Here is a 15,212-nt window from a genome sequence, read left to right as displayed (position 1 = left end):
TTGCCATGAATGAAACGACGAGAACATTGACCTTTGTGGGAATCGCCGTGGTTGCCTTAATTGCGGCGTTCGTAACCGATCGCGCCTCGCAACCGGTCGAGCTGACGGGTTATGAAAAGGTAGGCGAAGAATTCTATCCGGACTTCACGGATCCGACCCAGGCCAGAGCGCTGCGGGTGGTGAGCTACGATGAAGATTCCGCGACGCTCAAAGTCTTCAACGTCGACTACAAAAACGGTGCCTGGCGAATTCCGTCGCACCACGACTACCCGGCTGACGCCGAAGACGAACTGGCGGAAACGGCTACTTCGCTGGTAGGAGTGGTTCGCGGTGCCCTGGAAAGTCGACGTAAAAGCGACCATGAACGGTTCGGCGTCATCGATCCGCTGGACGAATCGAACACCAACCTGCAGGGTCGCGGTCAGCGTCTGACACTGTCCAAAGAGGGTGGTGCCCCGCTGGTCGACTTTATCATCGGTAAACAGGTGCCGGAACAACCCAATGAGTACTATGTGCGGAAAGTCGACGAAGATTCGGTCTACCGGACCAAGCTCAACGTGGATCTTTCGTCTGATTTCTCGGACTGGATTGAACCGGACCTGCTGAAGGTCGACCGGGATCGCCTGGTGGAAATCATCGTGAATAAATACTCCATCGATGAAAAGAATCGTCGCCTGGTGGACGAGGAACTTTCGACGCTGAAACGCAAGAACTCCAGTTCTCCCTGGGAACTCGAAGGCCTGAATACCGAAACTGAGAAACTGAATACTGCGGATGTCAACCAGATGATCAACACGCTGGTCGACCTCAAGATTCAGGGAATCCGTCCCAAGCCGGCCGCCATCGCTGCGGAGCTCAAGAAGTCAGGACAGCTGCAGCTGAAAAATGCACTCGACTTTGTCGACCTGCAGAGCAAAGGTTTCATCGTGGCCCAGACAGCTTCGGGCGGTCAGCAACTGGTATCCAACGAAGGGGAAGTGATCGTAGTCACCAACCAGGGTGTGGTCTATTCGCTCTACTTTGGTGAAATCTTTACCGGCAGCACGCTGGATATCGAAGTCGGTAACGGCAGTAAAGAGAAGAGTGACAAAGCCCCGGCGAAAGATGCAGAAAAAGCGGATTCGAAAGAGAAGAAAGCTGGCAATAAAACAGAGGAAGTGGTAGAGAAACCAGGCAAATCGGAAGAAAATGATGCCATGAAGACCAGCCGCTACCTGTTCGTGACAGTGACCTTCGATCCGTCCTTTATCGGCGATCCACCACAGAAGCCGACCAAACCGGAAAAGCCGGCTGAGACGAAAGAAAAAACGGACGGCGATAAACCAGCCGATGCGAAAGCAGCTGACAAGAAAGATGAGAAAGCCGACGAGAAGAAGCCGGATCCGGAAGCGGAATATGCAGCTGCGATGAAGAAGTATGAGTCGGCTCTCAAAACCTATGAGAAGCAGCTGAAGGAGTACGACGGGAAGGTCATCAAAGGCCAGGAACGCGTGCAGGAGCTGAATCAGCGGTTCGCAGACTGGTACTACGTGATTTCCGCCAACAGCTTCGAGAAGTTGCGGATGTCGCGGAAAGCCCTGGTCGAGCCGGCAGATAAACCTGAAGAGGGTGCCGCCCAACCGGGAGCAGGTAATCCTGCTCTGGGAATTCCGGGCCTGAACCTTCCCGGCATGAAGGCCCCCGCTCAACCGGGTGGGAAGCCTGCATCGCCGAAACCTGCTCCTTCTACGAAACCGGCTCCGGCGAAATCCGACAGCGAGAGTAAACCGGCGCCCGCCAAAACAGAGGCAAAACCTAAGCCTGCTGCGGAAAAAGCCTCCCCCAAGCAGCCGGAATCTGAGAAAAAGTCTACGGATTCCAAGCCTCCCGAGAAGGCAGCTGGTTCTGAGTAATCGGCGGGACAACAGTCCATTCAGCCAGGCCCGAGGCGGTCGGTAATCGTGCCGAACCCGCTTCAGGCTTGGCTTTTTTTCGTGGCAGAGCCCAATTCTGTTCCGGTTAGGTAAACTTTACGGGCCATGTGCCCGACAAACCGGTAATTCCGATCGAATCATTCATAGAAGTTCCTCATCTGATACCGATAAAGCACAGTGAACGATTTATAACGATTTTGTAAGTTGCTCACATAAAACGGGTCTATCAGTTATCAGTCACATAAGTATAGATACCGAATCAGGTTACCTTACTTATGAAGGAGTCTACGAAATGAAACGACTTCCCCAGAAGCTCCAGTGGGCCGTTGTTGGCTTTTCACTTGTCGTCGTGGTTGGCATCTGTATCGAGCTCTTGAAATCAGATTCAAAAGCCTCAAACGCGGAATCAGTCGCGGAAGAGATCAAGTGGCACCAGGACCTGGAAACGGCTCACCAGGCCGCGATGAAAAGTAACAAGCCGGTATTCATCGTATTTGATGCCAGCTGGTGTACTTACTGTCGGAAACTGGAGAAAGATACCCTCTCCGATCCACGGATGGCCCGCTACCTGAATCAGGCATTTGAGCCTGTACACCTCGATTTCGACAAAGATCGGGAAATCGCCGACACCCTGAAGGTGAAATCGATTCCATGTACAGTCGTTCTGAGTGCAGAAGCAGACCTGCTGGCGCGTCAGGTGGGATATTCCAAAGTTCCCCGCTATCACGCGATGCTGGAAAAAGCCCGCAAATTGCAGGCTGTGATTCGCCACATCGAGTACTCAAAATAAGTCTGAATTCTGCTGATATCACTGATTCGCACATGGCGCAAATCTTGTAAAAGCAATAAAGAACGTGTATTTTGCGCTGTATGAATAAAAGCAAAGAGCCTTTTGGCAAGAATCCGTCGGGCGAAGGAGACTCCTGGGAGTCCCTCGCAGGTGACCTGTTTGGAATTGATTTTGACCAGCAGGTCAAACCCGAGCCCGTCGATTTTGATGAAGATGATCTGCCCGAAGATGACGAGGCAGACGTTGAGGCTACCTCTGAGGAACCGGAAACCCCGGCCCCTGCAGAGCCGTCGGCTGCTGCCGTCTCCCGTGTTCAGGAGGAGACGGATGAAGACGATGATGAAAGCGGATTTGGTTCCGCCATCTTCGATGACGACGACGACGATGAGCCCGAAGTACTCACCTCTGATGAAGATGACGAGGAAGAAGACGACGATGACGATGTCTTCGCTGAAGCCGACGACGAAGAAGAGGACGACGACGAAGATGAAGTGATCGCGTCCTTCGATGACGACGAAGAGGACGAGGAAGACGAGATCGAAGAAGATTTCGAACCCGCCGCTCAAGTCGCAGCCGAGTCTTCCGACGAAGATGATGACGACGAAGAAGACACCTACTGGGATGCTCTGGACGGCTGGGACTGGGACGAAGACGATTCCAAGTCAGCGAAGAGCCCCGCCGCCTCTGATGATGATGAAGAGGAGGAGGATGAAGACGACGACGTAGTTGAAGAAGTAGACGACGAAGATGATGATGAGGAAGCGGTTGCTGAAGCTGAGGAAGTAGTCCAGGAGAAACCGGCCCGCTCCCGTCGTTCGCGTAGTCGCAAAAAGAAAACCGCAGAAAATCCCCCTGCCACCGCACGGACAGACGAACGTCTGGACGACGACGATTCCTTCGGCTTCGGTCTGATTTCGGAAGAAGTTTCCTTCGAAGTTGAGGAAGAAGACGAAGAGGATCTGGAGGACGAAGCCGTCGCCGAAGAAGAAGAGACGGTTGTAGCAGAAGAAGACTCCGAGGAAGAAGAAGCGGAAGAACCGAAGAAGCCCCGACGTCGTCGACGCCGGAGACGTTCACGTTCGCGTAAGAAAGAAGAAACTTCTGAAACCGCTGAGGATGAGGAAGAGACGGAAGACGAAGTTGAGGAACTGGAAGTCGACGATGAAGCCTCTGATGAAGAGGACGAAGATGAGACCGAACAGAAGCCAAAACGCTCGCGCCGCTCTCGTCGTCGCAAAAAGCCTGCTGCTGCAGAGTCTGACTCTGATTCTGATTCTGATTCTGATTCTGACGATGAAACAGACAGCTCCGAAGCACCGCGTCCCCGCAAGAAAGAGATCGAAAACAAATATCCCAACGTACCAAGTTGGGAAGAAGCCATCTCTTATCTGCTGAACCCCAAGCTGGTAAGCGGCAAGTCTTCCAGCCAGGACAAAGCCAAAGAGGCCAAAGAGGGAGACAGCAAGAAATCGGATCCGGAAGCAGCTGACGATCAGAGCCGCCGACGTCCGAAACGCTCTTCGCGTCGTTCATCCGGAAAACGGGGTGGCGGAAACCGGAAGCCATCTCCGAAAAAATCCTAGTCGCCTGACAGGACGAGATCTTACCCATAGATCGGAGTAAGCGCGCATGGATATGGTTGCTGAAATCCCGGAACTGCGGCAGCGAGTACGTGCTGTCCGCCAGGGAGGTGCCGTCATCGGTTTTGTGCCGACCATGGGTGCCCTGCATCAGGGACATGCCAGCCTCGTGGAAGCCGCACGAAAAGAGTGCGATTTCGTTGTGGTTTCGATCTTCGTGAATCCGACACAGTTCGGCCCGAATGAAGATTTCGACAAGTACCCGCGAACGCTGGCTGCAGACCTGGAGAAATGCCAGGCTGCGGGGGCGGACCTGGTCTGGACGCCGACCAAAGACATGATGTATCCGGCCCACTTCTCAACGCATGTGGATGTGGAAACACTGACGGAGACACTGGAGGGCGCAACCCGTCCGCATCATTTCCGCGGCGTCACGACCGTGGTCACCAAACTCCTGCTCAGCTGCCTGCCCGACAAAGCTTATTTCGGGGCGAAAGATTATCAGCAGCAGGCCATCGTGCGGCGGATGTGTCTCGATCTGAATCTTCCGGTGGAAATTATCACGTGCCCTATTATCCGGGACGCCGATGGTCTGGCGCTGAGCAGCCGCAATGCTTATCTCTCAGCGGAAGAAAGAGCATCAGGCTTGTCCCTTTCTCGAGCGCTGGCACTGGCCGAGGAGCGAATCGCCTCGGGTGAGACGGATCTTGAGCGCATCAAAACAGAAATGCGGGAGCTGCTGTCGGGAACGCCGCTGATCAAACTCGATTATGCGACGATTGCTGATCCAGATACCCTGGAAGAGCTCTCAACCGCGCAAAGCCGGATGGTCGCGTTGATCGCCGCCTGGTCCGGTTCCACACGATTGATCGATAATCGTGAGCTGACGGCTGATTCGCAGACTTGAATCACGTCGATCTCACGAATTGATATTGATATTGACGTAAGCTACTGAAAAGTAAGAAGATACCATCTCAGCGTTGATCGAATTTGTGCAAAACTGCGGTTTTCTGTGAACCGTGGGAACTTCTTTGAGCCTGGTTTCGTCTCTCTATTACTGTGACCAACAATGATCAATACCTGATTCAAGAGTGTTTGGCAGGTCGTACTGAGGCGTTTGATCAGCTGGTTCTAAAATATCAGGACCGTCTGTATCGAACACTGGTGCGGATTCTGGGCTCCAGCGACGATGCGCGCGACGCCGCCCAGGAAGGCTTTACCCAGGCATTTTTCAAGTTGAACACATTCCGGGGAACAGCCGCCTTTTACTCCTGGCTGTTCCGCATCGCTTTTAATGCAGCGATTACCCAGAAACGAAAACAGAAACGATCCGCCACCCCCATTGATCCGCAGGATAACCAGTCAGGTCAATGGCTGGAAGATCCTCACCCCGACCAACACCCTCCCGACGTGGCAGAACGCACCGAGCGCAAACAGATTGTCCACCAGGCGTTGAATGAATTACAGGAAGAATACCGGACCCCGCTGATTCTGCGGGAGCTGGAAGGTTTGTCTTACGGAGAAATCGCTGAGCTCACGGACGTTCCGCTGGGAACGGTCCGCAGCCGCATTTTTAGAGGAAGGAATGAACTGAAACAGAAACTGAACGCGTTGTTCCAGGAGGCACCCCTGGCCCGTGTTTCCGAGTCTGACCACGAGTCATCTATAAGTGAATCAAAATGAGTAGTCCATCATCTAACGAAAACCTGTCCGCCTACTTCGACCGGGAATCCTCTGACGAGGAAAGCCGGGAGTTGGAGTCGCTGCTGGAAGATTCAGCGGCAGCGCGACAGGAACTGCACGAGTTCGGTGAGATCTCCCGGTTGATCCAGGAGACAGCGACGGAATCCGCGCCCCCCGAACTGGCGCCCTCGATCCGCAAACGGATCGAACAGGAAACCCTGTTGAATTCCACTGCAGCAACACCCGCGACGGCTCCGGCCCCGTCGGGTCCTTCGATGCTGCGTTACCGGATTGCGGTCGCTATCAGTACCTGTTCTTCTCTGGCAGCCTTGGTCTTATTTATTTTACTGCTGAATATTCCAGAGCCGAACGCAGGTACCAACTGGCAGATGACCTCTAGCGATCAACAGACAACACTAATGAGTCAGGCCGAACCCGCTCCTGAATCAGTGGTCGCGCTGCGGGAAGGTGAGCAGATCGATGCTTATCACCACACTCTGAGCTACCAGGGCAAACCGGTCACTGACCTGAAAATGAAAACGGCGGCAGCTCCCCCTGAAAATGCGCCTTCTGTCTCCCTGCGGATGTCAGCCCCTGCCGCTGCGAAAAGCGAGCTGGTGAAAGGACAACCGGGGGTGGGCGGTGCCGATCTGGCCCGCAAAGAGACGGCCGACTTTGCGATTAAAAACACGATTGCAGAGCAGAAAGTCATGCAACGCATGGCGGAAGTCCAAGCCCAGAATCGTCTCACGTTTCCGACAATTCCTCCGATGACAGGTCTGCCCTCGCATATTCCCATGGACGCGATTCGCATTGGCGACGTCTTGCCTTACTTCCAGGATATCAATGGCAAGGTTGCGGTGATCGAAGTACGTGTGGTCGATGTGAAACAGGCACTGGGCACCATGGAACTGCTGTTGAGCAAGAATAACATTCCGGTCAATCAGAAAAAGCAATCTGAAGTGGAACGTCAGCTAAATCGCCTGAATTCCCAGAACGGTAACGGCGCCGGTGAAAAGAAGACGGAATCGGCTCAAGAGGATGAACTGTTCGCGGTCTTCGTGGAAGCCTCCGATACCCAGGTGGCCTCGGCGCTGAATGATCTGCAGAAAGATCTGAATCAGAGTCAGTTGCTGGGCCTGTCCCTGCAGCCGGCTATCGATGAATCTTCACTGACGGAAAGCGTCAAAGACCTGCCACGTCTGCTGGCGGATAACACAGCAGCCGAAGCTGACACTCCCTTCCAGGCGGGCGGCAATCAAAAGCAGGATAGCAAAACCAGCGACGATACTTCTGCTAACGATGGTCTGGCGCGTTCGAACGAAAACACAGGTTACCAGACCCGCTATCGGATGCAGGTGCCTGCCGAACAGCTCACGCGACGCGCTAGAGAGTACAAACGCGCGACGCCACTCCCGACACTGAGTCAGGCCAGGTCAGCTTCACCCGAGGCGCCCCTGGTTGCCTCCAAGCCGAACCAGGATCTGCTGCCGTACGCTGCTGATCAGAAACTGACAACGAACCAGCGATCCGCTGGCGGGGATAAACCCCCGGTCAGAGTGCTGTTTGTGTTTAAGAACAGTCAGAACCAGACACCAGTTGTGCCTCCCGCTCCCCCGGCGTCCCGCTGAGGGGAACACCGGGAGGGAGGTGATTTAGCTCTAAGACCGTCTGATGGGGCGACCGTCTTATTTGGCCTTGGTAGGTCCGACGTGTCCCCTGGTCTTGGTCTGAATGCGAACCAGGTAAGTATCTGCGGTGAGGTAGAGGACTGAACCGTCATTACCCCAGGCACAGTTGGCGGTCCGTTCGCCGGTGCTGATGCGTCCCAGCAAATCTCCTTCGGGACTGAAGATATAACAGCCCCCTGGTCCGGTGGCGAAGACGTTCCCTTTGAGGTCGGTCTTCAGACCATCGGGCAGTCCGGGCAGCTTGCCGACATTTTCGGTGACATCACAGAAGACCTTGCTCTGCCCCAGTGTCCCATCCTTATTGACGGGGAATGCTTTCCAGAGGGCGGCTTCAGGATCGGACTGAGCGACGTACAGTGTTTTTTCATCCGGTGAGAAGGCGATGCCGTTGGGGCGAGTCATTTCTTTCGTGAGTAGAGTCAGAGATCCGTCAGTGGCCAGGCGGTAGACGCCACAGAAGTCGAGTTCGCGACGGGGATCGTTATAACGATCGGGCAGACCGTACGGGGGATCGGTGAAGTAGAAATCTCCGTTGGATTTGAATGTACCATCGTTGGGGCTGTTGAGGCGTTTGCCCATGTAGTTGTCGACCATCGTCCGCTTGCCCCCCTTTTTGGTGAGGACGGAAATCCGCCGATCGCCATGCTCACAGGAGACCAGCCGTCCCTGGGGATCCAGAATCAGACCATTGCAGCCTGGCTCGCCTCCGTAGGGAGCGACTCCGGTGTAACCCGAGGGTTTCATGAACAGAGACGCACCAGTCCCCTCTTTCCATTTCATGACTGAGTTGCGGGGAATATCGGAAAAGAGCAGATAACCGTCTTTCGCATCTCCAACCCAGACAGGACCTTCGGACCAATCGAAGCCGGAGGAGAGAACCTCAATCTTCGCATCCTTGTCTATCAGTTGATCGAGACGTGGATCGATGCGAATGACTTCGCCCAGTGTGGGGTAATTGGTCGAGTCCTGCGCGTGCCCTTGGGAGGGGGCGAGGCAGAGGAGACTTGAGACCAGTAGCAGACAGGAGAGTGGAATGGTTTTCATGCGCTTTTTTCCCTGTTTTGTAAGTCTATGAGATCAAGTGAATTCATCGGGGAATATTGAAGTATCAATTCTACAGATTGTGTGCAGGAGATGCACGTATCGAGGAAATATTCTTGAATCAGGGGCTTGGAATACTTGCATCCCGAAAGGTGCTTCGATAACGTAGGCTCTGAACCGATTCGGGTCCCTGAAGACTTTTCAGCAGCCTGAAAACCGATTAAAATCAGTCTGATCAAGACACATATGGTGGGTATAGCTCAGTTGGTTAGAGCGCCGGATTGTGATTCCGGAGGTCGCGGGTTCGAACCCCGTTACTCACCCTTTTTTCTCTCTTGAGGCCCCTTCAGCGACTTGATCAGACAGTCGCGGCTCCGCCTCTTCTATTCCCTGCAGATGGAACAGGTCTCCCGTGATGTTACGATCACAGCCAGCACCTCGGTTCAGATCTTGAGAGGCAGCTCTTTCCGTAGCGTAGAGGGAGAGACATTCCCTTCGGCAGCCAGCGGAATATTTCCAGGCTTACCTGCACCATAGTAAGCGGCGAGTGCCACCAGTGGCGCCCAGGCGATCATTACCAGAGGAAGTCCCCAGGCAGGCCAGATCAGGGCCATTGTTGCCAGCGGCAAGAGCCAGCAGACATTCAGAGCCAGAGCGATGAGAGTAACTCTGCGATGGGCGGCTTTGCGGGTCAGGTTTTTCCCTTCCGGTTCAACCAGGTAGCGGGAAACGCGTTGATAGGTATGGCTCTGATGTGCCTGGTACCAGCGATCTCCCCGCAGCATGCGCCGCAGTAATGTAAACGTGGCATCCACCCAGAAGACGCCAGGCAGGATGAGCCAGACCCAGAGGTTCAGGGCACCGGAATACACGGTGGTTGCTGCCAGCATTCCCAGCGTGTAACCCAGAAAGGTACTTCCGACATCACCCATAAAGATTTTCGCGGGAGCCCAGTTGACCAGTATGAAGCCAGCCAGGCTGGCAGTCAGGATCAGCATGGGGAACAGAACCTGTGACGATGCGGCTCCCTGTTGATAATACATCAGACCGCCGGCGGTGGTCAGAATGCAAGTGGCTTCCATCCCCGCCAGTCCGTCGATGCCGTCCATGAAATTAAACAGGTTCAGCCACCAGACCAGAGCCAGGGCTGTGATCCCCCAGCAGATGACATCAGACTGCAGCCGGATTCCCCAGAGTTCAATCGCGGGAGCCGGCAGGAGTGCATAAACGGAGGCAGCGATAATCAGAATCTGTGCTCCGAGGCGTTTTTTAATCGAAAGCTGATACAGGTCGTCACAGAATCCAATCGCCGCAATCAGCGCACCGCCGCAGAGCAGTACGGTCAACAGCGATCCGGAGCTGACTTCATTCCAGAGGCAGACCGTCGTCGCCAGCAGGCTGATCACAACAAAGGAGAGACCTCCGCCGCGGGGCGTCGGTTGAATGTGGGAACAGCGATTGGTGGGCTTCTGCACCAACCCGAGAGTGGGGGCCAGCCGGATGACCAGCAGCGCACCGACCAGAGTCGCTACGGAGACGCCGATAAGCATCACAGTTGATGTGATTACACTGTCAAACACCATTACTTCACGCTAGCCCTTATCTGGCCCTGACTGAATTGCGCTTTCGGATCAGGTCAGACTGTTGATCATTTTTCCGTGAAAGTCCGGATTCCTCAGACAGGATCCAAACTTCCCCACTTCCAGGTTGTCCCCCCTGAAATTCACGCAGCGGCGAACCGCTGATTTCCTTAAGAGAGGGGGGCAAGTCGCGGCGAAGTATACTATTAAGCGAAAAACGGGTCAATCCGTTATGAAACCCCTGTTTTCAGCTGGAAAACCTGCATTTTGACGGTCATTGATATGAGAAAAGCCCTTTGTTCAACAAACCTTACCTGAACATATAAAACCTCACCTGAAGAGACTGAATACTGCCATTTTGTGAAGAACTCTCATCAGAATTGGAGCGGTGATTGATTTTGGGGGAGCTGAGAATTATCGTCAAACTGTAATGAAACAACGTCTGCGTTACTTTTCCTGGATCATCGGTGTCCTGGGAGTGCTGGGAGTTCTGCTCCAGTCACTCCAGGTACAGATTGAGCATACCCACTCCGGCGGAGAGAGTGCGCACCAGCACTCCCACTCTTCCGGGCACAGTCATTCGCATGGACATAGTCATACCCACGGACACGGTCATTCACATTCCCATGGGCATGGTCACGCTCACAGCCATTCGCATGCAGGTCACAGCCATGGGCACGGCCATGCACACTCTCATAACGATCAGGAAGAGCCTGCCACTAAGATAGCCCAGTCGCCTCATAAGCATATGCACATCAGGTTGCTCTGGTGGGAATTCACAGTCCAACTGCCTGCATCCTCCTCAGAGCCAGCTGCCACTGAGGTCGCTGTCGCCCCTGCAACTTCGGAGACCAGCGTTCAGGAAACAGGCAGCCTCCCGGATGGTCTGCGATTCTCGGCGATTCCCTGGGAGCGGCTGATATCGGAACTGGTTTCGTCCTGGATGTGCGTCGCGCCTCCCGAGCGTGGCCGCGTACCTTTACGCGCAGACTGTTTTGCGAATCTCAACTCAGCGGAAGCCTGTTATCAACGACTCCGCGACACGCCCCCCGTCCCTCCACCACAACGTTTGCTTTCTGCTTCATTCTCGTAATTCCCCTGACGCGATCATTGTCGATCTGCCTCAGGGAACGTGCGTGTGCTGCGCCTGACGTGAGGGGATATCACTTTCCCCCACTTTGACAGGTTCGGTTTGCGCACCTAGTTCCAGAATGTCTTTCGTGCACTGCCGGTCCGCGCAGAAACTGTCGGTACCGCTGCGCACATTCTTTCAGAAAGTAAAATGATGAAAGTCCAACCGCATCGCCCCAGAGGGTTCACACTGATTGAACTTCTGGTGGTCATTGCCATTATTGCGATTCTGATCGCCCTGCTCCTGCCTGCCGTCCAGCAGGCACGGGAAGCAGCGCGCAGAACGTCCTGTAAAAATAACCTGAAGCAGCTGGGCCTGGGGCTGCATAACTACCATGATACGCATGGCTGTTATCCTCCCGGCTACATTTACCGGCCCGGCGCTTCGGGAAATCAACTGGGTTTCGGCTGGGTGGCGATGATCCTGCCGATGATCGATCAGGCTAACTTGTATAACGAGTTTAACTTCAACCTGCCGATCTTCGACGCCGCCAACCTGACGGCGCGGGAAAAACAGATCCCGGGGCTGCTCTGTCCTTCAGACTCCGTTTCCGAGAACAATTTCGTGGAGATGGGAAGCTCCGCGGAACGATACGCGATGGGCTGCTATGTCGCCAACTTCGGTCCGCCGGATCTGGATGCGACCCAGGAGAAACGAGCGGGGATGTTCAGCCGCAACAGTTCCACCCGCGCACGTGACATCATTGATGGCATGTCGAATACGCTCTGCGTAGGAGAACGCCAGAACGGTGCCTTCCGCAATGGGGCATCGCACGGGAACCATTTCGAGTACGAAACGACCTGGGCTGGTGCCGTGCGTGATATCTCTGATCCGACGGACGACCATGGTCACATGGTGCTCTTCCAGTCGGGTCATGTGCCCAATTCACCTCAGAGTGATGACCGGGATGTCTCGGCACCGCACATCGGCTTCGCCCAGTTCCTGCTGGGTGACGGTTCCGTGCGGCTCATTGGTTCCAGCATCGACTTCGGTGTTTATACAGGGCTGAGTACGATCTCAGGAGGTGAAGTGATCGGCGAGTATTAAATCGCGCTGATGGCTTATATGAAAGTTGCCTGCTCACAGCTTAGGTTGTGAGCAGGCTTTTTTTGATTTGAAATGAGAATGAACTCAATACTGCGGGCAACCACGCAGGGTTGCCCCTTGTATCTGCTCTTGACTGTCTGCAGTTCTTTGATTTGATAGGCAGATAAAGCCAATGCTTCCCGCCTTTAAAGGCGGGAAGCATTGGTGGCGAGTGTCAGATCGTGGTTGCCCCTGGTCCTAAAGACCGATTTGTAGCTTGATCGCCACTCGCTTCTCCATGCCTTAACCCGTACAGTCGCCTGAGCGGTGCACCACCACCAGCTCGTATCAGCAAGGAAGGGCCTTAGCATGCAACAGCATAACACAGATCACGTCGGAATTGACATTTCAAAATCTAAGTTTGATACCAGAATTTCAGGTCGTCCCAAAGGTTCCGTTTATGAGTACACACCCGACGGGATGAAACAGTTCATGCAGGTGCTTCAGAAGACTCAGCCCAAACTGATCTGCCTGGAAGCAACGGGAGGACTGGAACGAAAACTCGTTGCCTGTCTACACAAGCATGGGTTTCCAGTCGCCGTCGTCAACCCTCGGCAGATCCGGGACTTTGCCCGCGCCAAGAACCGGCTGGCGAAAACCGATCAGATTGACGCGCACACGATCATGGAATTTGCCCAGGTGATGCAGCCGCGGATTACCCCACTTTTAACACAGGTCCAGCAGAAAATGCGGGAATTCAGTGCTCGCAGGCAGCAGGTCAGCAAGATGATCATCCAGGAGCAGAACCGCCTGGAAACCACCCCGGACAGGGAAGTGGCCAAAATGATTAGCGATTCAATCCAGTTCTATAAAAAACAGCTCAAACACATCGAGAAAAAACTGAAGGAGCTGATTGACGCGGATGAAGAATCCCGCGAGCGCTCTGAAATCCTGCAGTCAGTACCTGGTGTGGCCGGCACAACCGCGGCCCTGCTCATCTCAGACCTTCCGGAACTGGGGAGTCTGAATCGAAAGCAGATCGCGCGGCTGATCGGCCTGGCTCCCACCAACCGTGACAGTGGAACTCTGCGTGGGAAAAGAACGATTGGCGGGGGACGAGTCCGGATCCGGAACGGGTTATACATGCCCACCGTCACGGCCCTGAATCACAACCCCAGGATCAAAGCGTTCTACAAACGGCTCGTGGAAAATGGAAAGTCCAAAATGGTCGCCCTCGTGGCCGCCATGCGGAAACTGCTCATCATTCTCAACACCATGGTCAAAGAAGGGAAAAAATGGGAGGCAAACGTGATTAAAATCTGATTTTTTAAGACAGTCGCTACCTGAAAATTGGTTGGTAAGTCTAATGAAGCTCGCTCGATTTCCTGCGACCTCCGGCTCGCTGCGCTCGGCCCGAATTGCATTCGGGCCCATCTATGAAGAACATCTTGTCAAGTGATTTAATTCTTTGCGCATGGATTCCTTTCTGAGACACAATCAAGCGGTACGCTCAACCATCTATTCGGGATCGACCACTGTTGCAGGCCGTCGCCATTAAACATCCGTACGAAGAACGCCCCATTCACCCTGACGAAGGTCGCAGACATTTCCCCGCCTTCATGGGCCCGGTCGGGGTCGTTCACACATTCCCGATTGATTTTGTCTCTGATGTTATTAATTCAAATCTGTATTACTCGTCAGCCTGTTTCAGGCAGGCTGGTGTGTCGCTGTGAATGGTTCGCCTGATTTCATGATCGCGACCATCATTCCCAGCAGACGCCTGGCGATCGCCACGATGGCTTTTTTAGCCTTCAAGCGTTTTTTCAACCTCTCGTAGATCGTCTTCCAGCGCGGTACCCGATACACCAGTTGCCAGGCGGCCTCCACCAGCGCCCAGCGCAAATAACGGGAACCTGCCTTTTCGATGTGGAGTTCCTTCATCTTCCCGGCACTTTCCCGTTGTCCCGGTGCCAGGCCCGCGTAGGCAACTACCTGCTTCTGAGAGTCGAATCGATCGATGTCTGCAATCTCCGATAACACGACTTCAGTGATCACAAAACCAACGCCCGGGATACTCTGCAGCAGTTCCCGCTGATGCTGTTCACGAATCGGAGCCGTCCCGGCAAAGTCGACCAGTGCCTGGTTGGCTGACTTCAACTGTTGGAGAAAGAAAAGCCATTCTGAGGTCAGTTGATTCATGCAAATCCGATCAGCGGCCGACAGGGGATAGCTGCTGACATACTCTTGTCCCGCTTTTCTGAACAGGTCTGGTCGATCTGCATTGTAGTTGCTCATGATCCGTCGCATGCGATTCTTGACCGAAGTAATCCGGCGTTGAATGGAGCTCCGCTGACGTACCAGGCCGCGGTGATCGCGTTGCCGAGGGGTTGGGCGATACGAGGCTGGTACCATGTCTCTTGACAGAAACTCGGCCAGAACCTGGGCATCGAGACGATCGCTTTTCCGCGTGGACTCAGCGATGACCCGCAATTTACCAGGGTGGGCGAGGATCACTTTATCAGCCAGGGGCTCGATGAGTTTGATCAGCCATTCGTAGCTGGCCGTCGCTTCCACGACCGCGCGAAAGGGCCCCAGTTCCTGGATGACCTCCTTGAAGAAGGCCACGATAGCAGCTTCATTGGCGCACATCAGACGTTTCCGTTTCTCGATTTTACGCGCTTCATTTACGACGCAGACTGTGATACTCTGTTTGTGAAGGTCGATGCCGGCATAAAACATGAGTGGTTCCTTTCTTTTGTGGAAACAAGGTTGTAAC

The 15,212-nt window shown here is 54.2% G+C and carries 12 protein-coding genes and 1 tRNA gene; 10 read left to right on the top strand and 3 right to left on the bottom strand.

Features of this window, described 5'->3' with window-relative positions; all coding sequences use genetic code 11:
* The first annotated feature begins 5 nt into the window (after positions 1-5).
* From HG66A1_RS05110 to HG66A1_RS05085, 6 genes are all read left to right on the top strand, one after another.
* Positions 6-1,892, top strand: coding sequence for a DUF4340 domain-containing protein (locus HG66A1_RS05110; protein ID WP_145181149.1), 1,887 nt, complete (start codon positions 6-8; stop codon positions 1,890-1,892).
* A 313-nt stretch (positions 1,893-2,205) separates the two neighbouring features.
* Positions 2,206-2,703 (top strand): thioredoxin family protein, encoded by a 498-nt coding sequence (locus tag HG66A1_RS05105; RefSeq protein WP_145181148.1) that lies wholly within the window; start codon positions 2,206-2,208, stop codon positions 2,701-2,703.
* An 80-nt stretch (positions 2,704-2,783) separates the two neighbouring features.
* Entirely contained in the window at positions 2,784-4,286 is a 1,503-nt protein-coding gene (locus tag HG66A1_RS31855; RefSeq protein WP_197996989.1) for a hypothetical protein, read from the top strand.
* A gap of 46 nt (positions 4,287-4,332) precedes the next feature.
* Positions 4,333-5,190, top strand: a complete 858-nt coding sequence (gene panC / locus HG66A1_RS05095) for a pantoate--beta-alanine ligase (RefSeq protein ID WP_145181147.1) — start codon at positions 4,333-4,335, stop codon at positions 5,188-5,190.
* Between the two features lie 188 nt (positions 5,191-5,378).
* Positions 5,379-5,966: a sigma-70 family RNA polymerase sigma factor gene (locus HG66A1_RS05090; RefSeq protein WP_232102137.1), complete on the top strand. Its 588-nt coding sequence runs from the start codon at positions 5,379-5,381 to the stop codon at positions 5,964-5,966.
* Complete coding sequence (locus HG66A1_RS05085; protein WP_145181145.1) at positions 5,963-7,597, top strand: RseA family anti-sigma factor; 1,635 nt, start codon at positions 5,963-5,965, stop codon at positions 7,595-7,597. Before HG66A1_RS05090 ends, HG66A1_RS05085 begins: the two co-directional genes overlap by 4 nt.
* 57 nt (positions 7,598-7,654) lie before the next feature.
* Here the strand turns inward: HG66A1_RS05085 and HG66A1_RS05080 are convergent, their stop codons facing one another.
* A complete protein-coding gene (locus tag HG66A1_RS05080) occupies positions 7,655-8,701 on the bottom strand; it encodes an SMP-30/gluconolactonase/LRE family protein (protein WP_145181144.1) in 1,047 nt (348 codons plus the stop codon).
* Positions 8,702-8,947: 246 nt separating this feature from the next.
* Between HG66A1_RS05080 and HG66A1_RS05075 the strand changes: the two genes are divergently transcribed.
* Positions 8,948-9,021, top strand: a tRNA-His gene (locus tag HG66A1_RS05075).
* A gap of 120 nt (positions 9,022-9,141) precedes the next feature.
* Here HG66A1_RS05075 and HG66A1_RS05070 read toward each other — a convergent pair.
* Positions 9,142-10,281, bottom strand: a complete 1,140-nt coding sequence (locus HG66A1_RS05070) for an MraY family glycosyltransferase (RefSeq protein WP_145181143.1) — start codon at positions 10,279-10,281, stop codon at positions 9,142-9,144.
* Positions 10,282-10,708: 427 nt separating this feature from the next.
* On the opposite strand from HG66A1_RS05070, the gene HG66A1_RS31850 reads away from it, so the two are divergent.
* From HG66A1_RS31850 to HG66A1_RS05055, 3 genes are all read left to right on the top strand, one after another.
* Positions 10,709-11,371 carry a hypothetical protein gene (locus tag HG66A1_RS31850; RefSeq protein WP_197993824.1) on the top strand — a complete coding sequence of 221 codons (663 nt, stop codon included), beginning with the start codon at positions 10,709-10,711 and terminating at the stop codon, positions 11,369-11,371.
* Positions 11,372-11,560: 189 nt separating this feature from the next.
* Positions 11,561-12,457, top strand: coding sequence for a DUF1559 domain-containing protein (locus tag HG66A1_RS05060; protein ID WP_232106755.1), 897 nt, complete (start codon positions 11,561-11,563; stop codon positions 12,455-12,457).
* Positions 12,458-12,805: 348 nt separating this feature from the next.
* Entirely contained in the window at positions 12,806-13,759 is a 954-nt protein-coding gene (locus tag HG66A1_RS05055) for an IS110 family transposase (protein WP_145181142.1), read from the top strand.
* 384 nt (positions 13,760-14,143) lie between these two features.
* On the opposite strand, the gene HG66A1_RS05050 is transcribed toward HG66A1_RS05055, so the two are convergent.
* Positions 14,144-15,175 carry an IS110 family transposase gene (locus tag HG66A1_RS05050; protein WP_145181141.1) on the bottom strand — a complete coding sequence of 344 codons (1,032 nt, stop codon included), beginning with the start codon at positions 15,173-15,175 and terminating at the stop codon, positions 14,144-14,146.
* Between the last annotated feature and the right edge of the window lie 37 nt (positions 15,176-15,212).

Source organism: Gimesia chilikensis (genome assembly GCF_007744075.1).
GTDB lineage: Bacteria > Planctomycetota > Planctomycetia > Planctomycetales > Planctomycetaceae > Gimesia > Gimesia chilikensis_A.
This window is presented reverse-complemented; position numbering and strand designations above follow the sequence as displayed.